The organism is Olivibacter sp. CPCC 100613, assembly GCF_036959255.1.
In the GTDB taxonomy this organism is placed as follows: Bacteria; Bacteroidota; Bacteroidia; order Sphingobacteriales; family Sphingobacteriaceae; genus Olivibacter.
This window is the reverse complement of sequence record NZ_JAWMTI010000009.1, coordinates 149,537-173,188: the sequence shown is the minus strand read 5'-3', so window position 1 is coordinate 173,188 and position 23,652 is coordinate 149,537. Positions and strand designations below refer to the sequence as shown.

Genomic DNA, 23,652 nt, shown 5'->3' with positions numbered 1-23,652 from the left:
TCTAAATATAGAAATCAAAAAAAATAAAGAGATAACAAAAAAAATATCACCAAAATTTATATAAAATAAAATTTATTACAAAAATTAGCTATATAAGAAGTAAAAAAAAGTATATAAAGAAAAAAAACAAGATATTCTATAAAATATATTGAAAAAAATCAACAAATATAATATGTATACAATAAAAATGTAACTAATAATGAATAATAATCATAACATTATATATTTTTTGTTGCAAAAATGATATTTTTTTATTAAAATTATCGAAAAATAAACAAAATGGCCAGCGATCACTTTCTGAATGACTATATACATCATGAAAATACATGGGATGAGATGTATGACTCGAAAAAAATCAGACATCAATATAGTCATGTCTTCTCCATGCTTAAAAATCTAGATGTAGATAGTATGAGTAGTCGGCATCGACTAGCTGGCGAATTATTTTTAAACCAAGGAATAACCTTTACTGTTTACAATAATAATGAAGGAATTGAGCGTATCTTTCCTTTCGATATCATCCCCAGAATTATTACCGGTAATGAATGGGACGAAATAGAGAAAGGAATTGTGCAGCGTTTAAAAGCGCTAAATCTATTTTTAAAGGATATCTATCATGAGCAACAGATATTAGATGATGGTATTGTCCCTCAGGAATTGATTGCCAGTTGCCCCCATTATACGCGAGAAGCTTATGGCATTTCAGTTCCCTATGATATTTATGTTCACATTTCAGGGATCGATTTAATAAGAGGAAGCGACGGCAAATTTTATGTCTTGGAAGACAATCTCCGAACACCCTCCGGCGTGAGCTATATGCTGGAAAACCGTGAAGTTACCAAACGAATTTTCCCCGATATACTATCCACTTCCAATGTCCGGAGCGTAACCCACTACCCTACACTTTTACATGAAGTTTTACTAGATTTAGTATCTTCTCAGGTATCTGATCCTTATATTGTTATATTAACCCCTGGAATATTCAATTCGGCCTATTATGAGCACACTTTTTTAGCCAAACAAATGGGAGTTGATCTAGTGGAGGGAAGAGATCTGGTGGTTGACAATCATAAAGTATATACAAAAACAACTAAAGGCCTTAAGCAAGTAAATGTGATTTATAGACGAGTAGACGATGAGTTTTTAGACCCACTGGTGTTTAAACAAGATAGTCTATTGGGGGTTCCAGGCTTATTGAGCACTTACCGGAAGGGGAATGTGGCTATTGTCAATGCAGTAGGAAACGGTGTTGCAGACGACAAAGCAGTATATGCTTATGTTCCTGAAATGATTAAGTACTACTTGAATGAGGAACCCATATTAAACAACATCCCTACTTACCAGCTGAGTGATCCGGAAGCACTTAAATATGCCATTTCCAATATAGACAACCTTGTCATAAAAAACACCAATCAATCCGGTGGTTACGGCATGATCATGGGAAACGCTATTAGCGAACGGGAATGGTTAAAGGCAAAAAACGAAATCGAACGAAATCCACGTAACTACGTAGCGCAACCGATAATCCAGCTAAGTACAGTTCCCTGTTTTATTAACGGCAAGATTCAACCCCGCCATGTTGATCTCCGACCTTATGCACTGTATGGGCCGCAAGGAATTAAACTGGTACCCGGGGGCTTAACGCGCGTCGCCTTAACAGAAGGGTCACTTGTTGTAAATTCATCGCAGGGCGGAGGCAGCAAAGACACTTGGATTATTGATTAATCAGCTATAAAACAACTCGTATGTTAAGTCGTATTGCAGATTCATTATTTTGGTTAAGTAGATATATGGAGCGTGTTGAAGAGATGCTCCGTGTAGCGAGAACCCATTATATCTATTCTTTGGACAAAAATGTCAACAGTGGTACTTGGAAACCTATTTTACAGGTGTATACCGATTTATCTGATGATAAAACCCAGCTATTTGAAAATGATACCTATGCAGCGCTTCATTACTTGTTATTAGATACTAACAATGAAAACTCTGCAAAAAACATCATCCAAAAAGCTCGCGAAAATGCTCGTGGCGTGCAAGATCATATTACCAGAGAGGTTTGGGAGGAAGTGAACTCAATTTATCACCTAATCAATAGACCTTTTGTAAAGCTAAAACTTGCGAGTGCTGACGCATTGGAAATTATCGATCTATTTTTAAAACATAGCATGATGTATGCCGGTGTCGCAGACGTAACAATGCAAAGAGGAATTGGCTGGAATGTAATGAAACTTGGAAAGTTTGTTGAGCGAGGAATTGAAGCCATCATATTGACCGACAAACAATGTGAGCTTCACGGTTACGATTTTTGTAAAGAACGCGATATTACCAGTTGGCGCTTCCTTTTATTAGCTCTTACCGGCTATGAGGCATACTTGAAGACTTATCGGAGTACCAAACACAATCAGCAAATTCTTCAACAGGTTCTTTTTAATACAGATTTTCCGCACTCCGTATTATATTGCTTAAACCAAATCGAACGATCGCTGACCGTACTTATCAAGGAAAATAGTAATCCTGAAGTGCCCGAACTTATGCGGAGCTTTGGGCGAATTCACAGTCACATACGTTTTTTGGATCCGACATCGCTCGTATCGATGGATATTCAATCCTTTTTTCTAACACTTAGACGAAACCTTCAAGATTTCAATATCAAACTCAAATTGTTATTTTTCTCCTATTAACTATTTGTATCATGGCCATCTACACTATTTCCCATATCACCAGATATACTTACGAGAAACCTGTTATTGAGAGTATTAACGAGATACGGATCTTCCCATTTATTTGTAAGGAACAAGAACTATTGAATCAGGAACTCAACATCAGTTTCTCACCGATCCTCCATATTTACACTGATTACTGGAAAAATAAAGTGGCTACTTTTTCAATCTTACATCCCCATCGGGAACTTATTATTGAAAATCAATTAACAGTGCGCACAACTTCTTCAAATTTGATCCAGGTAAACTTTCACAGCGATTTCCACCAACTTGATCAGGAAACGGGCAATCAATTGAGTCTTATCGAATTGATGAAGCCTGAAAAAATACGAAATCAGCAACTTATCGATGAAATAGTCGGCAAGTTAAAGGAAGAAGATTTAAGTGTAGCAGAAACGATAGAGCGATGCAGCAGTTACATTTTTAAACATTTCAAGTACGTTCAAGGTATTACTGACATAGAGACAACCGTCGATGAGATATTACAACATAAGGCAGGGGTTTGTCAAGATTTTGCCCATGTAATGTTACAGATCTTAAGAACCTTAAAAATTCCATCACGTTACGTGAGCGGTTATATCTGTCCGAATAAAACGGGGATTCGCGGTGAAGGTGCAACGCATGCTTGGGTTGAAGCTTATATACCGCAATTTGGATGGGCGGGGATCGACCCAACCAATAATATATGGGTAACTAACTATCATGTTAAATTAGCAATTGGAAGAAATTTTAAGGATTGCTCACCGGTTAAAGGTACTTTCCGTGGCAATTGCCATCAATCGCTTTCGGTCCACGTTTCTATCCACTACGAGGACGGAAAGCTATTCGAGCAAACGAATGCAGTAAAAAGGCGTGATCCTTTATTTATGGCTGATTATATAGATAACACATTAATGGGAAATCAACAGCAACAACAATAACTATCGAATAGCCTCTCTGATTCGGGTAAGTTTTATCAATAAATCTTCCAGATAATCGAGATGCAGCATATTAGCACCATCTGATTTGGCATTAGCTGGATCTGGATGAGTTTCAATAAATAAACCGTCGGCGCCTACCGCTATTGCTGCTTTCGCTATAGTCGCAATTAACGCGGGTTTTCCTCCCGTTACGCCGGATACTTGGTTCGGCTGCTGCAATGAATGCGTACAATCCATGACTACGGGAACGTCAAAGGAGCGCATGGTAGGAATTCCCCTGAAATCTACAATCAGATCTTGATAGCCGAATGTATTCCCTCTATCGGTTAATATCACTTGTTTATTACCCGTCTCCAAAACCTTTTCTACAGCAAAACGCATTGAATCGGCCGATAAGAACTGTCCTTTTTTAATATTAACAACTCTATCGGTCTTTCCTGCAGCAACTAGCAGTTCTGTTTGTCTGCATAGAAATGCAGGAATTTGCAATACATCTACATACTCCGCAGCCAGCGCAGCTTCATGTGTTTCATGAATGTCCGTAACAACCGGAACGCCAAAAGTATCTCGTACTTTTTTTAAGATTTTCAATGCTTTTTCATCGCCTATTCCTGTGAAGGAATCAGATCGAGAACGATTTGCCTTTCGATAAGAGCCTTTGAAAATATAGGGAATCTTTAATTTATCGGTAATAGATACAATTTTCTCAGCGATTGATAAAGCAATATCCTCCCCTTCGATGGCACATGGACCAGCCATTAGAAAAAAATTGCCGGAATCAGCATGCTTGATTCCAGCTATTGTGTTTATTGTCATTTCTTTTGTTCTACGTTTTTTAAGTTCTACTTACACCAACCTACTTAACTATTCAACCACTCGACTTTTAACTATCGCCTAATTCCCCAATTCGGACATAAATTTAATCCGCATTAACTGAATTTCCTCAAAAGTATAATCCTCGGTCCCCAAATCCTTGAGCGCTATATCAATGGAATCCACTTCAGCTGAGCGAAAGTAATCGAAAACCTCATCTTGGCGATCTCCATCAATCATTTCATCAATAAAATAGTTTAAATTCAATTTTGTGCCGGAATTGACAATCGATTCCACTTCCTTTAGTACATCTTCATAAGACAGCCCTTTCGCGGAAGCAATATCATCCAAACCGATCTTTCTGTCAATATTCTGGATTATGGAAACCTTCAACGCTGATTTATTAGCCGTTCCCTTAATAACCAGATCTACCGGACGGTCAATATCATTCTCCTCGACATAATTTTTGATCAGCGAAACAAACTGGCTTCCAAATTTAATGGCCTTTCCCCCCCCTACTCCATGAATCTGTTTTAACTCATCTATAGTTATCGGATAATGCGTACACATCTCTTCTAGCGATGGATCTTGAAAAATAACAAAAGGGGGAAGTCCTTTACTTTTTGCGATCTTCTTCCTTAAGTCTTTCAGCATCTGTAGAAGTTGCGTATCCAGTGCACCTGTGCCCTGATTCGGTGTTTCGTCACCGTCATCATCGCCCTTTTCCATCGGATTATTCAAATAAAACTTGACACCGTACGGATTTTCAATAAAGTCAAGCCCGGTTTTGGTCAACTTTAACAATCCATAGTTGTCTATATCTTTATATAGATAATTATTCAATACGGATTGTCGCAACAAAGATTTCCAATATACCACACCTTCTTCCTTTCCGGAGCCAAAAAAAGGATGTATATCATGTTTATAAGAAGAAATCGGTTGATTGTTTTGACCGATCATTACGTTAATGATATGAAAATCGTCAAATTTTTCACCCTGCTCCTTAATAAAGGACAGAACCTTATGTAAAGACTCTTCAGCATCAAACAGTGCACGATGGCTATTGCAATTATCACACATATTATTACAACCTGCATCGTTAAAGTTTTCTCCAAAGTAATGCAATATTTGTTTTCTTCTACACACCGAAGATTCGGAATAATCGATTACTTCCTTCAATATTTGCGTACCGATTTCCCGTTCTGAAACCGGTTTGTCTTTCATGAATTTAGTTAATTTTTCAATATCCTTTTCAGAATAAAAAGCAATACAAACACCCTCTCCCCCGTCACGTCCTGCTCGTCCTGTTTCCTGGTAGTAGCCCTCCATGCTTTTTGGAATATCATGATGGATAACATAACGCACATCCGGCTTATCAATCCCCATACCGAAAGCAATAGTCGCTACAATGACTTCGACATCTTCCATCAAAAATTTATCCTGGGTTTCAGCTCGTGTCTTTGCATCCAGGCCGGCATGATAAGGAAGCGCAGAAATACCGTTAATATTCAATACTTCAGCGATCTCTTCCACTTTTTTACGACTCAAACAATAGATGATACCGGATTTAGCAGGATTATTTTTAATAAATTTTACAATCTCCTTCACCACATTCCTTTTGGGGCGTACTTCATAATATAAATTGGGGCGATTGAATGAAGACTTAAACAACGTAGCATCATTCATTTGTAGATTTTTCCGTATGTCGGACTGTACCTTTGGCGTAGCAGTGGCCGTCAGGGCAATGATAGGGATGTCCTCTCCTATCCCGTTGATAACCTGTCTTATTTTACGGTACTCCGGTCTAAAATCATGCCCCCATTCAGAAATACAATGGGCCTCATCTACCGCTACAAACGAAACGGTAATCAGTTTCAGAAACTCGATATTATCTGTTTTTGCAAGAGACTCAGGTGCAACATAAAGAAGTTTTGTTTTTCCGTCAAGTACATCTTGTTTCACCCTTGTAATTTCACTTTTGTTAAGTGATGAATTTAGAAAATGAGCAATGCTATCTGTACCACCGAATGCTCTTAATTGATCTACCTGATTCTTCATCAGTGCAATCAAGGGCGATATAACAACTGCGGTTCCCTCACTCATTAATGCCGGTAGCTGATAACATATTGATTTTCCGCCACCGGTCGGCATTATTACAAACGTGTCTTTTTTTTGCAGAATATTGGTTATTATCGCTTCTTGATCTCCCTTGAAAGTATCAAAACCAAAAAAATTCTGCAAATTGTCAAATAATGTTTTTTCTATCTCCATTGTCCTTCCGAAAAATTAAAGAAAGGCTTATGTCTATTAATGCTTAAAATAACATAAATTTGCCTTAATTCTTACTAAAATTAATAAAAAATATCCGTGAAAACCAAATCCGACATTGAAAATATTGCCGTTACCGCACTTACATTAGAAGCTGAAGCGATCAGTAAACTGACAAAAAATATCAACGACGATTTTATCAACACCGTACATGCCATACTTGGTATAAAGGGCCGCGTAATTATTACAGGAATAGGTAAAAGTGCTATCATTGCACAGAAAGTTGTTGCCACCATGAACTCTACAGGAACACCGGCAATTTTTATGCATGCGGCGGATGCTATTCACGGAGATTTAGGGATGCTACAGCAAGAAGACATTGTAATAGCCATCTCTAAGAGCGGAAATACTCCGGAAATTAAGGTGCTTGTACCACTGCTTAAAAATTCCAACGCAAAGATAATCGCAATGGTTGGAAATACAAAATCATATTTGGCTGAACACGCGGATTTTATATTGGACACCACGGTTTCCAGAGAGGCTTGTCCTTTGAATTTGGCTCCCACCACGAGTACAACTGCCCAACTTGCCATGGGTGATGCGCTTGCTATTTGCCTTCTGGAATGCCGATCGTTTACGAACGATGACTTTGCTAAATATCATCCCGGTGGTGCTTTGGGCAAACGTTTATACCTGAAAGTAACGGACTTAGCACGACAAAATGCTAAACCGGAAGTAAAGAGAAACACCCCTATTAAAGCGGTATTGGTAGAAATAACCAAAAATCGTCTGGGTGCTGTGGCTGTTGTGAATGATAAAAAAATAGGAGGTATTATTACGGATGGTGATATCCGAAGAATGCTCGAATCAAATCAAGATATCGGAGAATTAAAGGCCGAAGATATCATGGGAAAAGATCCAAAAACTATTCAATATAACGAATTAGCGGTTCATGCGCTTAATATGATGCGAAGCAATCATATTACGCAACTATTAGTTGTTCGCAATGACCAATATGATGGAATTATCCATTTACATGACTTATTAAACGAAGGGATTATTTAGTTCGGGGCGACGATCATGCCGAGCTGTTATATAAAAAAAGCTGTTCCGTTAACGGAACAGCTTTTTATGTTAATGCAGACTTCGTTAAAGTGCATTCAATTTATCAGTAATTTCTTTCGTTTTGGCTTCATCGCCTTTCAACTGATAATAAAAACGCATATTCTCCCAATACCCTTTAGTTTTAGGATCAAGGGTAGTCGCTTTCTCCAAATAAGGCACTGCAGTATCCGCTAAGGTATAAGCTTCTTGCAATTTGGCTTTGTACTCTGCTTCTTTATTTGTCGGAATGCTGCTGGCCTGGTTGTAGATATCACGTGCTTGATTTAAAATAATCGCTGCGGCTGCGCCGTAATTACGTGCATCATCCGGTTTCGCTGCAATACCTTTTTTATAAGCCTCTAGCGCCTTATCCGGTTGTTTTGTAGATTCATATGCATAGCCCAAGAAGAAAGGAAGCTCACCATTGGAAGGATCTGCAGCCATTTGGGCCTCGATATCACTAATCACTTTCTCACTATTACCCGTCGTAATGTTTAACACGATCTTTTGGTTAATAATCTTTGCACTATCAGGAAACTTAGTGGCAGCCTCATCAATATATTTAACTGCTGATGCCGTATCCCCTTTCTTTAAATAAGCATCAGATAAGTTGAGGTACGCATCGGAACTTTTTGGAATCAACTCTTTAAACCTACTGATTGCATCATCATACTGTTGGTTATTTTGGGCAGCAATACCGGCATATAAGGTCAAAATCGAATCGCCTGGCATATATTTTAAGCCGTTGTTGAAAGCAGTATAAGCAGAAGCAAAATCGTTTGTTTCAAATGCTTTTACACCATTGCCAATTTCATAATTTGCCAATAAACTTCCAGCTCTTTCCATATTTCCTTTCAACTCCTTATCTTCACCTCCTTCATTTAAACCCTTTGCTTTTTCGAAAGCATCACCTGCCGCTTTATAAGAAGCATCTCCTTCTGCTGCTTTTCCTGACTTTTGATTGATCATTGCAAACTCAGCGTTAATCAAAGTTAAGTAAGTCCATGTTTCAGGCAAATCCTTGGTTTTTTCGTGCGCAGCGGCTTTATCAATAGCTTCCTTAGCTTCACCCAGTTCCTTCAGTGCCAGTTCAGGTACGTTTTCTACCGCACCTCCTGTAAGGGTAGCAAATGAACTGTATTTACTTTTTGCTTTATTAAGCTCTCCCTTCTGTGCAAATGCAACCGTCGAGCCCAATAAAAGTGTAGCTAATAAAATTGATCTGATTTTCATTTTTCTATAATTTGTATGCTTAGTGATTTGTTAATTGTTAGCTATAGTAAACTGTCTTGATCCAACTTCGTACGATGCTTCACTTTGCATCATCTTCTCTAATTCATATCTATCTGATTCAACTGACTGTTCACTCGCTCAAGCTGAACGCCATTTCCCGATTTATCAAATAGTACGGCCAAAGACTTTAATGCATTAACAGCATTAGGGTCTATTTCGTTTGCTTTTAGTAAATATTGTTGCGCCTCATATTGTTTTTCCAAATTGGATGCGTCCTTTACAAAATCTCTTAAATAAAGTAGTCCTAGCTCATAATTGCTATTATAATCGTCAGGGTCAAGCTCCAACGTGCGCTTATAATAACTTTCTGCCTTTTCACGATCGCCGGTAACTTCATAAGCATAACCAATCAGGTAGTTCAAATTAACGCTCTCAGGTTCCATTGCAATCGCCTCGTCAGCTAAAGCAACAACCGCATCATACGCTCCGTTACCGGCATACAGGTTCAATAACGCAAAGAGAATATCCTTATTCGTCGGGAAATATTCCCTTCCTTTAAGCAATACATTCTGTGCTGCATTATTATCGCCCTTATTTAAATGTATTTTAGCCAGTGTTAGAATGTAACTCGGCTTTGCAGACGACTTGTTCTGAATAAAATCATTGTATAATTTAATGGCATCATCCGGTCTGTCCAGACGTTCACTTAGCAAAGCTAAATTATGTCGGGTATTCGGCGTACTATTGTATTCATTAACTTTCCCAAACAGATTATACGCTTCCTCATAGTTGTTATTCGTAAGGGCACGATTAGCTCGTATTAAATAGGCTTCCGCTAGACGTTTTTTCAAATAATTGATTTGTGCTTCATTTTCATAGTTGAGCTGTTCATCATTTAGCCTACTTAACATAAATTCTGCTTCGTCGATCGGATCCTTATCATACTTTTGTGTCCGATTTGAGTCAGCCACTGCCAAGCTACCATAAACAAGCCCTCTCAACAAGGTGTTGTTATAAGCAGCTGAGTCTCTGCGTTCCTTATAGCCAAGATCGGCAAATTTCCGCGCTTCCAACAAATCTTTCATATCTCCGGATTTGGTGTAACGCGCAAAATTGTTATTTCCTTCTTTAAGATTCGACTGTGCCCAACTCAGCTGTGTACAGAAAAAGATAAACAGAACCGTACTGGTGATGACATGTCTGTATAGATCACTTTTCATTAATATGTTCTTTTAAAGCCTAACATCCTATATTCCGGTGTTTGCCGTGACTCAAATTTAAAGTTTATTATACGTAGCTGTTAGTCCGTTCCTAAAAACAGACCGTGCCTTATTCCTCTCTTTCGTCTTCATCTTCATCATTCGAGTGATTCACTTCGTTTTCACTTTCCGCTGGAATACCTGCTGCTACTACAACATTTTCTGCCGCATCAACACTTTCTTCCTCGTCATGATCCACTTTGGTGATTGAAGCGATCTGATCATTCTCTTTCAAGTTAATTAAACGAACACCCTGTGTGGCCCGTCCCATCACCCGAAGTTGACTAACAGCTATACGGATAACGATCCCTGAACGATTAATAATCATCAAGTCATCATTGTCGGTGACGTCCTTAATCGCGACCAACAATCCTGTCTTATCCGTTACATTTAACGTTTTAACGCCCTTACCGCCTCTGTTGGTCACACGATAGTCGTCAATATCGGTTCTTTTTCCATACCCTTTTTCAGAAACAACCAATACTGTCGCATCTTTTTTATTAACACTAATCATGCCAACAACTTCATCCTCCGGCCCAGCTAAAGTTACCCCACGAACTCCCGTGGCCGTTCTTCCCATTGGACGTACAGTTGATTCGTTAAAACGGATAGCACGCCCCGATTTTAACGCCATTAAGATTTCACTATTGCCGTCTGTCAGACATGCCTCCAAGAGCTGATCACCTTCGTTGATATTAATGGCATTAATACCATTTGCTCTCGGACGTGAGTAAGCTTCCAATGAAGTCTTCTTAATAGTGCCGCCTTTTGTACACATAATGATGAAATTATTCTCCAGATATTCCTGATCCTTCAAATTTTTCACTTTTATGTAGGCTTTGATTTTTTCTTCTTTCGGGATATTGATGATATTCTGAATCGCCCTTCCCCTAGAAGTACGCGTTCCCTCCGGAATTTCAAACGCCCGTAGCCAGAAACAACGTCCTGCCTCCGTAAAAAACAGCATATAATTATGTGCAGAGGCGGTGATAATATGCTCGGTAAAATCTTCTTCTTTCGTTGTAGATCCCAAAGAGCCCTTTCCGCCCCTCGCTTGCAGACGATACTCGGTCAACGGTGTACGTTTTACATAACCTTCATGCGAGATGGTAATTACGATTTCTTCATCATCGATAAAATCTTCCATTCGCATATCTTCTGCTGAGTGCACAATCTGAGAACGACGTTCATCTCCATACTTTTCCTTGATCTCCAGTAATTCGTCCTTAATAATCTTCATCCGGAGTCCTTCGTCAGCCAACACTGATTTCAAGTACTCGATGGTTTTCATGAGTTCCGCATATTCCTCTTTGATCTTATCACGTTCCAGTCCCGTCAATCTTCTAAGCGTCATATCAAGAATCGCTCTCGCTTGGATATCGGATAGACCAAACTTTTCCATTAAGCCAATCCTTGCATCTTCCGGAGTTTCGGACGAACGGATTAATTGGATGACTTCATCCAAATGATCAAGTGCAATTAACAAGCCTTCCAAAATATGCGCTCGCTTTTCAGCTTCCGCAAGCTCAAATTTGGTACGACGTATAATCACTTCGTGACGATGTTCCACAAAATGATGAATCATATCTTTCAGATTCAATAACATAGGACGTCCGTGCACCAACGCGATATTATTGACACTAAAGGAAGTTTGAAGAGATGTGTATTTAAAAAGATTGTTCAACACGATCGATGCATTCGCGTCTCGTTTAATGTCGTAGACAATTCGAAGGCCTTCCCGATCCGACTCATCTCGTATAGCAGATATTCCTTCTATTTTCTTTTCATTCACCAAATCTGCGGTACGTTTGATCATTTCCGCTTTATTAACCTGATAGGGAATTTCGGTAACAACAATTGTTTCTTTGTCGTTCTTCGAAACCTCTATCTCCGCTTTTGCACGCATCACAACACGGCCTCTTCCTGTTTCAAAAGCATCCTGAACACCCGCATAGCCGTATATAACGCCGCCAGTAGGGAAATCCGGCGCTTTGATGTATTGCATCAAGTCAGCAACTGTAACGTCCCGATTATCAATATAGGCAACCGTACCCTCTATTACCTCACTCAAATTGTGCGGTGCCATATTTGTTGCCATCCCTACAGCAATACCCGATGCGCCATTAACCAATAGATTCGGAATCTTCGTGGGTAGAACCGTTGGCTCTTGGAGCGAATCGTCAAAGTTTAATTGATAGTCAATCGTATCCTTATTTATATCGGCCAACATCTCTTCGGCAATTCGCTTCAACCTTGCCTCCGTATAACGCATCGCCGCAGGGCTATCACCATCAATAGAGCCAAAGTTTCCCTGACCATCTACCAAGGGATAGCGCAGACTCCATTCTTGAGCCATACGTACCATCGTATCATAAACAGACGAATCACCATGTGGGTGATACTTACCTAAAACATCACCTACGATACGAGCTGATTTTTTATAAGGTTTTCCACTGGTAACGCCTAAGTCCAACATTCCATATAAAACCCGTCTATGAACGGGTTTTAAGCCGTCCCGAACATCTGGTAACGCTCTTGAAACAATCACCGACATCGAATAATCGATGTAGGCAGATTTCATTTCCTCTTCTATACTAATAGGTATGATCCGGTCATTAGCCGGCACCAAATTATCGTCATTTTCTGTTTCGTCAGCCATACTTGTTTAGTCCGTTAAAAAAACTATTTCGCTTTAGTGCATGCGAAAATAATAAAAATCTTTGAGAATTGACCATTGAAGGACCGTGTCTCCATCGGTAGGTATAATGCCCTCTCTGTTTATTGATCTCCGATCATTTTTCACCCGAGATCTTTTACCCAGTCAATTCCTTTTTTCAATAACTGCTGTGTTTTTTCCTCCTCGGAACCTGCTATCGGTTGGTGATTATAAACCCAGTTCGCCTGCGGGGGTAAACTCATAAGAATAGATTCAATCCGTCCATTGGTCTCTAAACCAAATTTAGTACCAGAATCATAAACTAAGTTAAACTCAACATATCGGCTTCGTCGGATGAATTGCCAATCCTTCTGATCAAGAGTGTAACTTTTTTTCTGGTTTCGTTTAATCAGTTCTGCATAAATGGGTACAAAGTTTTTGCCAAGCGCTTTGGAAAAATCAAACAATTGATCATAGCTCAACATGCTGTTATCGGGCTGTAGCCTATCGAAAAAAATGCCACCGATACCCCGTGTTTCTTGGCGGTGTTTTATAAAAAAATAGTCATCCGCCCATTTTTTGAACCTCTCATAAAAATTCATTTGGAATTGATTACAAATTTCTTTTAACTGCTTATGAAAAAAAGTAGCGTCAGCCGGAATAATATAGTGAGGTGTCAAATCTATTCCTCCGCCAAACCATCTTGTTTGTTTATTCAATTCGAAGTAACGAATGTTCATGTGTATAATAGGAACCCAGGGGTTTTTAGGATGAATCACAATTGATACGCCTGTGGCAAAGAAATCCTCTTCTTGTACACCAAAGGCAGTCTTTATTTTCTCAGGCAATTTGCCGTGTACAGCGGAAAAATTAACTCCTCCCCGCTCAATGACCTGCCCATCTTGTATAATACGCGTTCTTCCACCTCCACCACCCTCACGAGTCCAAAGTTCTTCTTCAAAAACAGCACTTCCATCTGCTTCTTCTAGGCCTTTACAGATCGTATCTTGAATTTCTCGGTAAGAAGCGGCAATTTCTTCTTTAGTAAACATGTGGCAAAGATAAGGATTTAGGTTTCTATTACGCCACAATAAACGCTATTGGATATGGCATCGTGCATCAGATTTATAAATGTAATGTATGAATGAATTCTTATGCCGCTCGGATAATCGGACTCCGCTAACTCGAACTCCAACAAATCTTCACCCGAATCGCCATAAACCAGTCCATAACTAGCGTTGATATACGACCTATCTTCCGTGAACGCAAATAAAAGTACACGTACGCTAAAGGGTGCCAATGCCGCATTCCACTTGAAGTGAAGCTTATTTTCCGAATATATAACAGATGGATCAGCAGGGGGAGTTAATATGCCTTTTGAAACGAGAAGTTTCTCGTAATCAATCTTGAGATCAGGGTAGTCTCCTGTTATCGCATGTCTTTTATTATAACTCATCGCAGCATTAAAGGCAGACATATTCCTCAATTTCGCTTCGAGCTGAAAGCCAAGGTTAATAAAGTTCTTGCTATCTTGAAGGAATTTTTGCATGATACGCATACGTCCACGATTGGCTAACTCTTTCTCAGACGGTGGTGACGTACGTTTTTTCGGCAAACCGCGCATTACGGGGATTCCTCTCCATTCGTAGCCAATAACACTACCGACTTTACCGAAAAAAGACCCGTTTATGCCATTTTTTATAATAGCCATAATCATTCAATTTATAATTGTTCCAACGAATATACTTATTTCTGCATGTTTTTTATATGAAAAAATAAATAGTTATTACTTTATCAATATATAATACGGAAATACCCTTATTAACCCCCTATTATATCCTATTTATTTACCTATTATATTACAATTAATATGGTTTACAGTTTCTCCTCTTAATAAGCCCTGCAAGGCTATTAAATGACAACGCTCTCAAATGCCGACATTTAGCACTTATCATTTTCAGTCAAATTTTATCAAAAACATAAACTAAGTACCTGACAATAAATACATAATAATCTACAACGAACATAGATCCATCGGCACGGCTTGTAAATGCATTTAAATCAGCTTACCTTTGTACTATCATAATTTAGGTTTATAATTGGTTAGTAAAAGTCCCTCAATCTCCCCGATTGAGGGCTTTTTTGTTCTAGGCTATAGACCCTAAGCTCGCACGACATCTCACGATTCATTTCGAAGGTGTTCATGAATTCATTTTGTTCGGTTATCACATTGGCTAACCAACCTTAACTCAATTATTCACAAATCCAAATTTTATCTAAGTTTGTATCTGTTAAGTTCGAATTAATGAATATACTTATTATCGAAGATGAATCGCGCATTGCCCAGTTATTGCAACGTGGCTTGGAAGAATTAGGATACAAGACGACCGTAGCCTACGATGGTATATTAGGTAAAAAGCTAGTGTGGCAACATCACTATGATTTGATTATTATGGATATTATACTTCCAAAGATCAACGGGATCGATCTATGTCGTGAGATTAAAGAAAGTTATCCCGATTTACCGATTATTATGCTAACGGCTTTGGGAACAACAGATGATAAATTAGAAGGCTTCGATGCAGGAGCCGACGATTACCTCGTTAAACCATTTGATTTCAGGGAGCTGGAAGCAAGGATACGTGTGCTCCTTAAACGTGGATTCGGTAATAGTTCGGGAGCTGGCACGGCGCTATTAAAGGCAGGCGAATTAGAGATGAATTTACATACACGTGTCGTAAAACGAGGCAACGATGAGATTAATCTGACACCGAAAGAATTTAAATTATTGGAGTATATGATTCGCAACAAAGGAAGAGTCCTTCCACGCGTCGAAATAGCGGAAAAAGTATGGGACACCACCTTTGATACCGGTACCAATTTTATTGACGTTTACATTAACTATTTACGCAATAAAATCGATAAAGCTTACGACGAAAAATATATACATACCAAACCAGGGATGGGTTTCATTTTCAAGACTGAATAAACGTTGGCATGAAGATCAGAAATAAATTAACGCTCTTATATTCACTTTTGTCTGCCGGTGTACTTTTGGTCTTTGCGTTATTTTTTTATCTTTCTTTCGCAAATGATCAAAAAGACGAATTTTACAACCAGATTAAGCAACATGCCATTACGAAAGTATATTTTCTATTTGATTTGAACATCAAACCCGAAGTACTTCAAACAATTTACGCAAATAATACGCGTCGAGTGATTAACGAGGAAGTTGCCATTTATGACAAATCATATAGACTTATCTACCATGATGCGGAAAACAAAGATATTGTAAAGGAAACACCTAAGCTTTTGGATTCTATTGTTAGAAACAACGAAATCAGGTATAAATACAACGATTACAACGTTACAGCCTTTACGCTTAAGCATGACAATGAGACCTATATTATCACAGCCGCAGCCATCGATCGTTATAGCCAAGAAAAGCTGCATACAATATTGGAATATTTAGCGATTGCTTTCAGCTTATCTCTTTTGCTGATTGTGGTCGCTGGTCGTTTTTCAGCAGAACAAGCTTTAAAGCCAGTTTCAAACATGATAGATAATGTTGAAGAAATTACAGCAAACAATCTAGACGCCAGAATTAGCGTGGGTAACGGTAAAGATGAATTAGCAGAATTAGCCATTACCTTCAACGAAATGCTCAACCGTCTTGAGAAATCTTTTAACGCGCAGAAAGAATTTATATCCAATATTGCACACGAAGTACGGACCCCCTTATCCACCATTATTGCTGAATTGGAGCTTTCTTCTAATAAACAACGAACGGTAGAGCAGTATAAGCAAACCGTTCAGCTAACGCTAAAAGATGCACAGACTCTCGCTAAACTAACAACAAGTCTGTTAGATCTTGCTAAGGCAAGCTACGATCCCACCCAAATATCGTTCAAAACCATCAGAATTGATGAAGTTCTATTAGATGCAAAACATCAACTTGAAAAACAAACACCCTCCTATCATATTGCGATCGATTTTACGGAAATCCCTGATGGTGAAGATGAAATCACCATAAGCGGTAACAGTTATCTTTTACAGGTTGCTTTTACGAATATTATGGAAAATGCGTGTAAATTCTCTGAAGATCAGAGCTGTGAAGTAAAAATATCTCATCAGAACAATCGGGCAATTATTGACTTTATTGATCACGGTATTGGAATTTCCAACGAAGATTTGAACAAAATTTTCATCCCCTTTTTTCGGGGGCAAAATAGAAGTCGCTCCAGTGGCCACGGTATTGGCATGGCACTCTCGCAGCGAATTATTAATCTTCATCACGGAGAAATTAGCGTATCTTCTATATTAGGTCGCGGCACTAAGTTCGAGGTAAGGTTACCGCATGTTTAATAGGCTTTAAGCGGCATGCTTGAGGCATGAGTCTGTGCCATTGCCGCTGCAACTTTTAGGCAATCGGAAATCAGCAATCAGCTTTCGGTTTTATAGTAAAGCCTTAAGCTATACGTAGTATGCTTTAAGCTCGTATAGCCCCATCACGACATTAACTAATCATCACATTGGCTAATGACTAATTTTCCCTTAACTCTTCTAATAGCTTTCTAATAAAAATATAAATCCTTTCTAACGGCTCTTCAGTAACACATTTTTCAATTTTGCATAGGAATAATATCATTATTATGCAAAGATTATTTTGGATGATCGGAATTTTGTGCTTTTATAATCTAGGTGCAGCAAACGCACAAAACCTTAGTTTAAAAGAAGCACTTCGTGTCGCGAAAACACAAAATCCAAATTTAAAAACCGAGGCTTATCAAATGAAGGCTGCACAAGCTGACAGTACAACGGCGGCATTACGCCCTAATCCCTCATTTCATAATGAGACCATCCAACTTACCCAAAGTAAGAATTTTGCACCCCACACTTCTTGGTCCGATCCAGTGAATCGACAGTCACTCTTCACGCTTACAAAGCCCTTTCAATTAGCGGGTCAACGTCAGAAAAAAATAGCTTTAGCGAACGATCAGATTGATCTATCGAATAAAAATTATCAGGAAGTGGAGCGAGGTGTATTTGCAGAAGTTGCCTTCAAATGGATGGATGTTTATACCGCCCATAAGCAATTGGATATCCTGAAAATAGCTAAAAGTAATATCGATTCGCTCAGTGATATCAACAAGGTACGTCTTAAAAACCAGGTGATAACCCAAACTGACTTTATGCGTACTCAATTACTTGCGAAAGAGTACGAACTCAAGGTTAAAAGTGCCGAGCAGGATTTAAGCAATCGGCTAATGGAACTCAGCTATTTAGTAGGTTCACAAGTTAACGATATTGATGTTTCAGATCAATTCGCATTAACAGGAACGATGGGATTGGATTCATTGTTGAAAGTAGCACTTGTCGGTCGAGCTGATATAAAAGCTGCGCAATCATTGATTAATGTATCAAACAAGAACATTTCGCTACAAAGAAGTCTTGCTGTACCCATTCCCGAATTCGGCATCATGTGGAATCCACAGAACACCATTAATTATGCTGGTTTTACCGTAACTTTTGACCTTCCTTTTTTTTCTCGAAATCAGGGGGAGATCAAGAAAGCATATCTTTTAAAAGATCAATCGGAGCAACAATATATGGCCATAAAAGGCAGGGCCCAAACGGAACTGATGACGGCCTATGCCAGCTATCAAACCCAAAAGCAGAATACGCATAAATTTACAGATGGGCTCCTCAAGCAATCTGAACACATTTTAGCTAACGTGAAATATGCATATCTCCGCGGTGGCACTACGCTTATAGACTTTCTAGAGGCACAACGCAGTTGGCTCGAAACACAACAGCAATATTACGATGCGCTACAACTCTATAGACAAAGTTATATTCAATTGCTATATACAAGCGGCTTGATAAATCAATTGGCCGGATAAGCATAGCGTCAGCGATAAAGACAATCTAAATATATAACACAAACGAATTCTTTACAGATGAAACCGATCTTATATTTATTAGCATCCGCTTTCTTTTGGACAGCATGCTCCTCGCATGAAGATAATAAGCTGGAACGTATTGAAGCTCCTGTCGTCACTAATAACGGGCAGACGATCAGCTTTAAAGACAGTACAATGAAAAGCTTCTTCCGAACCGAACCTGTTTACGATGGTTCCGTTACTGCTGCTTACACCGCTCCCGGAAAAATTGCCGCTACCGTGGTGGCTTCGATTGCAGGCGCATCCCAAAATGTAGTACTTTTTGATAATCCCGATTTAGCCAGCAGTTATACTGCTTTGGCGCAGCACCAAACAAATATCCATCAAATTCAACAGATTAACATTAAACAGAAAGAAATTGAATTGGATCGTGCTTCCGATTTATTGAATCATGGGGCAGCGACTGGACGTGATGTATTGGAAGCACAAACAGCACTTTCCCTTGAAAAAAGCAATTTAGCGAACGAGAAGGCATCACTTATTCAGTACGAAGCCAACTTAAAACAAGGAGGTTTTGATCCAACAGCCCTTCGAAAAGCACCAGCAGGAAAGGCTTACGTAATATGCGATATTCCTGAGAACCAAATCAACAATATTCATGAAGGAGCCGCTTGTAAGGTAATGTTTTCTGCCTATCCAGATAAAGCTTTCCAAGGACAGGTGGAAGACATTGCAGATGTCGTGGATAACGTAACACGTATGGTAAAGCTACGTATAAGCTTACTCGACAATAGCAGTTCATTAAAAGCCGGAATGTTCGCACAGGTATTGTTTGATCTGAAGAATGTAGGCAATAATATTACGATCAGCAAAGAGTCCTTAGTAACAGTTGATGGCAAAGATTATGTCTTCATCGATAAGGGAGACGGTTTCTATGAAAGAAAAGCGATAAAAACAGGACAACAGATAGGTGAACGCCTTGTCGTATTGCAGGGTTTGGAAAAAAATGATCAAGTGGTCATGAAAGGAACGATCCAACTTAAAGGACTTTCGTTTGGATACTAATATTAGAATTGTGAATCAACGACTCTATAACAAATAACTAACAGCTAATAACCATGTTACAGGCACAGATTTTTATTAATAAAAACGAATTCTTAGGTAGTCAACCCCTTTATGAATTCATTATGCAATTTCTGATCAAGCATCAGGTAAAAAGTGCGACAGCATTTAACGGAAGCTTAGGCTATTTGCGTGGCAGTCATTTAAGTAGACCTAATGATCTTTTTAGCTTCGATGAGGTTCCTTTGCTCATCATCCTCATGGATGAAGATGCCAAGGTCAAAGAGCTACTTAAATCGTTACGGACCGTTACAAAGTCAGGCTACGTGATCGTCCACCAAGTGGACGAGTGGACAGAATAATCACCCGCTGTCTTGCTATCAATAGCTTCTGACCCGAACTAACCAATAGGTAACAAGCAACGATGAACAAAGATAAAGGACAAAGAAATGATTAGGAATTTATTAATATTTTCATTAAAAAATCGTTGGACGGTAGTCGCGATTGGTATTGTACTTATGGCGGTAGGATATTACTGCTTTACACAGCTAAAAATAGAGGCCTACCCCGATATTGCTGACACCAACGTGATTGTTGTTGCGCCCTTTCCTGGAAGAGCGGCAGAAGAAGTAGAACAACAGGTTACTGTACCGATCGAACGCGCTTTGCAGAATACCCCCAACGTATTAGACCGTAGAAGTCGCACTATATTCGGACTGAGTGTTGTACAACTTACCTTCAAAGATGGAACGGACGATTACTTCGCCCGTCAACAGGTCATGGAACGTTTAGGTTCCATTGAATTACCAGAGGGTGTCACACCTGAACTAGCCCCCCTATCGACTGCCGTTGGCGAAATCATGCGTTATATAGTAGAAGCACCACCCACCTTTACACCGACACAACTGCGTGATTTACAGGATTGGGTTATCAAACCCGCTCTGCTACAGACACCTGGTATTGCTGATGTAACCACTTTTGGCGGCCCGATGAAACAGTTTCATATCTTTGCATCCCCCGAAAAACTGCGTAAATACGATTTAAGTATTGCAGATATCGAAACAGCCGTAGACAATAATAATCAGAATACCGGTGGAAACATCATAAATCGAGGAGGTCAAGGTTTTGCCGTGCGGGGTTTAGGGGCAATTAAATCAGAAAATGACATCTTGAACATTGTGTTGAAGTCCGTCAACGGCATGCCGATTTTTGTACGGGATGTTGCGAACGTCGAGGTTGGACCGCCCCCACCTAACGGGGTTCTTGGCTATACGGTTACAGCGGATAGTCTGGATGTAAGTAATGGTGTAGAAGGGGTTGTACTCCTACGTCGTTACGAAAATCCAAGTGACGCTTTGGCTCTTTTGAAGCAAAAAATAGCGGATGTGCAAACCCATGACTTACCAGAGGGTGTGCGCATTAGACCGCTCTATGATCGGAGTTTCTTAATAAATCACTCGCTGGAAACGGTTGCACATACTCTTTTTGAAGGAATAAGCATTGTAATTATTCTCCTCATCTTTTTTCTTGGGAGTGTGCGTAGCGCGTTGGTAGTAGCCTTAACGATTCCTTTCTCTCTTTTATTCGCTTTCATTCTTATGCGCCTAACCGGTATTCCCGCCAACTTACTCTCTCTGGGCGCAATTGATTTTGGTATTATTGTGGATGGTGCGTGCGTCATGGTCGAACACCTCATTAGAAAGTATCGAACCGCCACAATGGATGAAAAGAAAGAAGGCATTATTAAAATTACGCTTTTATCTGCACAAGAAGTGGGCAGGGAAATTTTCTTTTCTGTTACCATTATTATTTTAGCCTATATGCCAATCCTGTTAATGACCAGAGTTGAAGGAAAACTATTCTCACCTATGGCTTTAACGTTGGCATTTGCTGTTATTGGTTCTATGTTAGCAGCATTAACAATTATTCCTGTTTTAATCTCTTTTGTTTATCATAACGCACTCAACAATCAAGAAAAACCGTTAAAAGAACATCGTAACAAAATATTGGACTTTCTGGAAAATCTATATGGCAAAACGTTGCAAAGATTCATTTCTCAATATAAGCGTACCGTGATTGTGGGCTTCATTTTAGTGGCTCTCTGCATACTCGCCGGCGCTAAACTGGGTTCAGAATTTTTACCCTCATTAGATGAGGGTTCCATCTTCTTAAGGGGTAATTTTCCAGCCGGCATCAATATTCAGGAGAATGCTAAATATGCTCCACAAATTAGAAAAGTGATATCCAAGTATCCACAAGTCGCCTTTGTCATCACCCAAACTGGACGCAATGACGATGGAACAGACCCATTTCCAGCGAATAGGAATGAAATTCTCGTCGGTCTTAAAGATTATAAACTATGGAGTGACACCATCGCAAAATCAACCTTGGTCAACAATATTAAAGCTGATCTATCCAGGGAATTACCCAGTGTTAGTTTTTCCAGTGGTCAACCTATTATTGACCAAGTCATGGAAATTGTAACAGGTTCTGCTGCAGATTTGGCCGTATCTATTGTTGGGAACGACTTGCACCTCATGCGTCAGAAAGCAGATAGCATAGCGGATATTGCTAGAAATATGCAAGGCAGCGAATCAGTTAATATCGAACAGGAAGGTCCTCAAGAACAGATTGCCGTCAATATAAATCGTGAGAACGCAGCAAGATTTGGTATTAATATTTCCGATATTCAAAACATGATTGAGGCGGCCATTGGCGGAAAAACTATCTCCGAAATATACGATGGTACGAAACGTTATGATATTGTTGTCCGTTATTTACCTGAATTTAGGGATAATATCGACGCCTTAAAAAGCCTATTGGTTACATCAGCAACTGGTAGTCTCATTCCAATGAATCAACTTGCCGAAATTGGTTTTATTGAAGGTCAAACGAATATCTACCATTATGGAAGTAAGCGTATGATTACCGTTAGAACGAACATTGAAGGACGAGATCAGGTAAGTTTTGTAAAAGAACTACAAAGAAAAATAAGTAGACAGGTACATATTCCAAAGGGATATGATCTTATTTATGGAGGGCAGTATGAGAATTTGGAAAGGGCCGGTAAGCAATTATTATTTACCATTCCCCTGACCATTGGTCTCGTATTCGCTTTCCTATACCTACTCTATAGAAATTTTAAAGATACGCTACTGACGATGAGCTGTATTCTATTTGCCTTGGGAGGTGGCATCGTGGCACTCTTATTAAGAGGTTATTACTTTAATGTTTCGGCAGGTGTTGGCTTTGTCAGTATCTTTGGAATTTCGGTGATGGCCGGCGTGTTAATTGTGTCGGCACTTAATAGAAATTTCAGTAATCTTTCTACTTATGCTTTGCCCGTTGAAGAGCAAAAAGCAGTCATATTGGCCACTTCAAAAGGTCAGCTGCGTGCGGTATTGACGATTCTTGTCGTGGCGATTATCGGTTTATTTCCTGCAGCAACCTCTAGTGGAATTGGATCTGACGTACAGCGTCCGTTGGCGACGGTTATTATTGGTGGACTAACCAGCACTTTACTTTTTGCGCCATTATTGATTCCTCCCTTGTTTTGGTGGACAAGCCGTAGAAAGTTTGGTTCAAAGCAGAAATTGGAAAATAGTTGAGTTGTAGAATAGTAGCAGTTGTAGAATAGTAGCAGTTGCAGTGAGCGTGGACACTGGCTTAAGTCTAACACACCCTAAATCTTACCGCTTAAAACCTGTCGATAGG

17 protein-coding genes are annotated in these 23,652 nt (G+C 39.4%); 10 read left to right on the top strand and 7 right to left on the bottom strand.

All coding sequences use genetic code 11. From position 1 onward, the window contains the following. Window positions 1-279: 279 nt before the first annotated feature. The 3 genes from RYH73_RS22325 to RYH73_RS22315 are packed head-to-tail and all read left to right on the top strand — an operon-like array spanning window position 280 to window position 3,640. On the top strand, window positions 280-1,725 hold the full coding sequence (locus RYH73_RS22325; protein WP_335315707.1) for a circularly permuted type 2 ATP-grasp protein: 1,446 nt from the start codon (window positions 280-282) through the stop codon (window positions 1,723-1,725). A 20-nt stretch (window positions 1,726-1,745) separates the two neighbouring features. Beyond that, a complete protein-coding gene (locus RYH73_RS22320) occupies window positions 1,746-2,681 on the top strand; it encodes an alpha-E domain-containing protein (protein WP_335315706.1) in 936 nt (311 codons plus the stop codon). Window positions 2,682-2,692: 11 nt separating this feature from the next. Next, window positions 2,693-3,640 carry a transglutaminase family protein gene (locus RYH73_RS22315; RefSeq protein WP_335315705.1) on the top strand — a complete coding sequence of 316 codons (948 nt, stop codon included), beginning with the start codon at window positions 2,693-2,695 and terminating at the stop codon, window positions 3,638-3,640. Here RYH73_RS22315 and kdsA read toward each other — a convergent pair whose 3' ends face one another. Both kdsA and recQ read right to left on the bottom strand, forming a co-directional pair. Next, on the bottom strand, window positions 3,641-4,456 hold the full coding sequence (kdsA, locus tag RYH73_RS22310) for a 3-deoxy-8-phosphooctulonate synthase (RefSeq protein ID WP_335315704.1): 816 nt from the start codon (window positions 4,454-4,456) through the stop codon (window positions 3,641-3,643). Window positions 4,457-4,534: 78 nt separating this feature from the next. Beyond that, window positions 4,535-6,724 carry a DNA helicase RecQ gene (gene recQ, locus RYH73_RS22305; RefSeq protein WP_335315703.1) on the bottom strand — a complete coding sequence of 730 codons (2,190 nt, stop codon included), beginning with the start codon at window positions 6,722-6,724 and terminating at the stop codon, window positions 4,535-4,537. A gap of 96 nt (window positions 6,725-6,820) precedes the next feature. Here recQ and RYH73_RS22300 point away from each other — a divergent pair, with 96 nt between their 5' ends. Continuing rightward, a complete protein-coding gene (locus tag RYH73_RS22300; RefSeq protein ID WP_335315702.1) occupies window positions 6,821-7,786 on the top strand; it encodes a KpsF/GutQ family sugar-phosphate isomerase in 966 nt (321 codons plus the stop codon). Between the two features lie 84 nt (window positions 7,787-7,870). On the opposite strand, the gene RYH73_RS22295 is transcribed toward RYH73_RS22300, so the two are convergent. The 5 genes from RYH73_RS22295 to RYH73_RS22275 form a co-directional block, all read right to left on the bottom strand. After that, entirely contained in the window at window positions 7,871-9,058 is a 1,188-nt protein-coding gene (locus RYH73_RS22295; RefSeq protein WP_335315701.1) for a tetratricopeptide repeat protein, read from the bottom strand. 98 nt (window positions 9,059-9,156) lie between these two features. Further along, on the bottom strand, window positions 9,157-10,278 hold the full coding sequence (locus RYH73_RS22290) for a tetratricopeptide repeat protein (RefSeq protein WP_335315700.1): 1,122 nt from the start codon (window positions 10,276-10,278) through the stop codon (window positions 9,157-9,159). Between the two features lie 109 nt (window positions 10,279-10,387). Then, window positions 10,388-12,976, bottom strand: a complete 2,589-nt coding sequence (gyrA, locus tag RYH73_RS22285) for a DNA gyrase subunit A (protein ID WP_335315699.1) — start codon at window positions 12,974-12,976, stop codon at window positions 10,388-10,390. A 140-nt stretch (window positions 12,977-13,116) separates the two neighbouring features. Further along, window positions 13,117-14,025 (bottom strand): oxygen-dependent coproporphyrinogen oxidase, encoded by a 909-nt coding sequence (gene hemF / locus RYH73_RS22280; protein ID WP_335315698.1) that lies wholly within the window; start codon window positions 14,023-14,025, stop codon window positions 13,117-13,119. 17 nt (window positions 14,026-14,042) lie between these two features. After that, window positions 14,043-14,684 carry a DUF6266 family protein gene (locus RYH73_RS22275; protein WP_335315697.1) on the bottom strand — a complete coding sequence of 214 codons (642 nt, stop codon included), beginning with the start codon at window positions 14,682-14,684 and terminating at the stop codon, window positions 14,043-14,045. 594 nt (window positions 14,685-15,278) lie between these two features. Between RYH73_RS22275 and RYH73_RS22270 the strand changes: the two genes are divergently transcribed. The 6 genes from RYH73_RS22270 to RYH73_RS22245 all read left to right on the top strand — a co-directional run bounded on the left by RYH73_RS22270 (window position 15,279) and on the right by RYH73_RS22245 (window position 23,546). Beyond that, window positions 15,279-15,962 (top strand): response regulator transcription factor, encoded by a 684-nt coding sequence (locus RYH73_RS22270; protein ID WP_335315696.1) that lies wholly within the window; start codon window positions 15,279-15,281, stop codon window positions 15,960-15,962. 8 nt (window positions 15,963-15,970) lie between these two features. Continuing rightward, complete coding sequence (locus RYH73_RS22265; RefSeq protein ID WP_335315695.1) at window positions 15,971-17,338, top strand: HAMP domain-containing sensor histidine kinase; 1,368 nt, start codon at window positions 15,971-15,973, stop codon at window positions 17,336-17,338. Between the two features lie 287 nt (window positions 17,339-17,625). Further along, on the top strand, window positions 17,626-18,876 hold the full coding sequence (locus RYH73_RS22260) for a TolC family protein (protein WP_335315694.1): 1,251 nt from the start codon (window positions 17,626-17,628) through the stop codon (window positions 18,874-18,876). A 57-nt stretch (window positions 18,877-18,933) separates the two neighbouring features. Next, window positions 18,934-19,941, top strand: a complete 1,008-nt coding sequence (locus RYH73_RS22255; RefSeq protein ID WP_335315693.1) for an efflux RND transporter periplasmic adaptor subunit — start codon at window positions 18,934-18,936, stop codon at window positions 19,939-19,941. Between the two features lie 53 nt (window positions 19,942-19,994). Next, entirely contained in the window at window positions 19,995-20,300 is a 306-nt protein-coding gene (locus RYH73_RS22250; RefSeq protein WP_335315692.1) for a DUF190 domain-containing protein, read from the top strand. A gap of 87 nt (window positions 20,301-20,387) precedes the next feature. Further along, entirely contained in the window at window positions 20,388-23,546 is a 3,159-nt protein-coding gene (locus tag RYH73_RS22245) for an efflux RND transporter permease subunit (RefSeq protein ID WP_335315691.1), read from the top strand. Window positions 23,547-23,652: the final 106 nt, after the last annotated feature.

Coding starts and splice junctions, on each gene's coding strand:
- RYH73_RS22325 (WP_335315707.1), top strand. CDS start 280: ATGGCCAGCGATCACTTTCTGAATGACTATATACATCATGAAAATACA.
- RYH73_RS22320 (WP_335315706.1), top strand. CDS start 1,746: ATGTTAAGTCGTATTGCAGATTCATTATTTTGGTTAAGTAGATATATG.
- RYH73_RS22315 (WP_335315705.1), top strand. CDS start 2,693: ATGGCCATCTACACTATTTCCCATATCACCAGATATACTTACGAGAAA.
- kdsA (WP_335315704.1), bottom strand. CDS start 4,456: ATGACAATAAACACAATAGCTGGAATCAAGCATGCTGATTCCGGCAAT.
- recQ (WP_335315703.1), bottom strand. CDS start 6,724: ATGGAGATAGAAAAAACATTATTTGACAATTTGCAGAATTTTTTTGGT.
- RYH73_RS22295 (WP_335315701.1), bottom strand. CDS start 9,058: ATGAAAATCAGATCAATTTTATTAGCTACACTTTTATTGGGCTCGACG.
- RYH73_RS22290 (WP_335315700.1), bottom strand. CDS start 10,278: ATGAAAAGTGATCTATACAGACATGTCATCACCAGTACGGTTCTGTTT.
- gyrA (WP_335315699.1), bottom strand. CDS start 12,976: ATGGCTGACGAAACAGAAAATGACGATAATTTGGTGCCGGCTAATGAC.
- hemF (WP_335315698.1), bottom strand. CDS start 14,025: ATGTTTACTAAAGAAGAAATTGCCGCTTCTTACCGAGAAATTCAAGAT.
- RYH73_RS22275 (WP_335315697.1), bottom strand. CDS start 14,684: ATGGCTATTATAAAAAATGGCATAAACGGGTCTTTTTTCGGTAAAGTC.
- RYH73_RS22270 (WP_335315696.1), top strand. CDS start 15,279: ATGAATATACTTATTATCGAAGATGAATCGCGCATTGCCCAGTTATTG.
- RYH73_RS22265 (WP_335315695.1), top strand. CDS start 15,971: ATGAAGATCAGAAATAAATTAACGCTCTTATATTCACTTTTGTCTGCC.
- RYH73_RS22260 (WP_335315694.1), top strand. CDS start 17,626: ATGCAAAGATTATTTTGGATGATCGGAATTTTGTGCTTTTATAATCTA.
- RYH73_RS22255 (WP_335315693.1), top strand. CDS start 18,934: ATGAAACCGATCTTATATTTATTAGCATCCGCTTTCTTTTGGACAGCA.
- RYH73_RS22250 (WP_335315692.1), top strand. CDS start 19,995: ATGTTACAGGCACAGATTTTTATTAATAAAAACGAATTCTTAGGTAGT.
- RYH73_RS22245 (WP_335315691.1), top strand. CDS start 20,388: ATGATTAGGAATTTATTAATATTTTCATTAAAAAATCGTTGGACGGTA.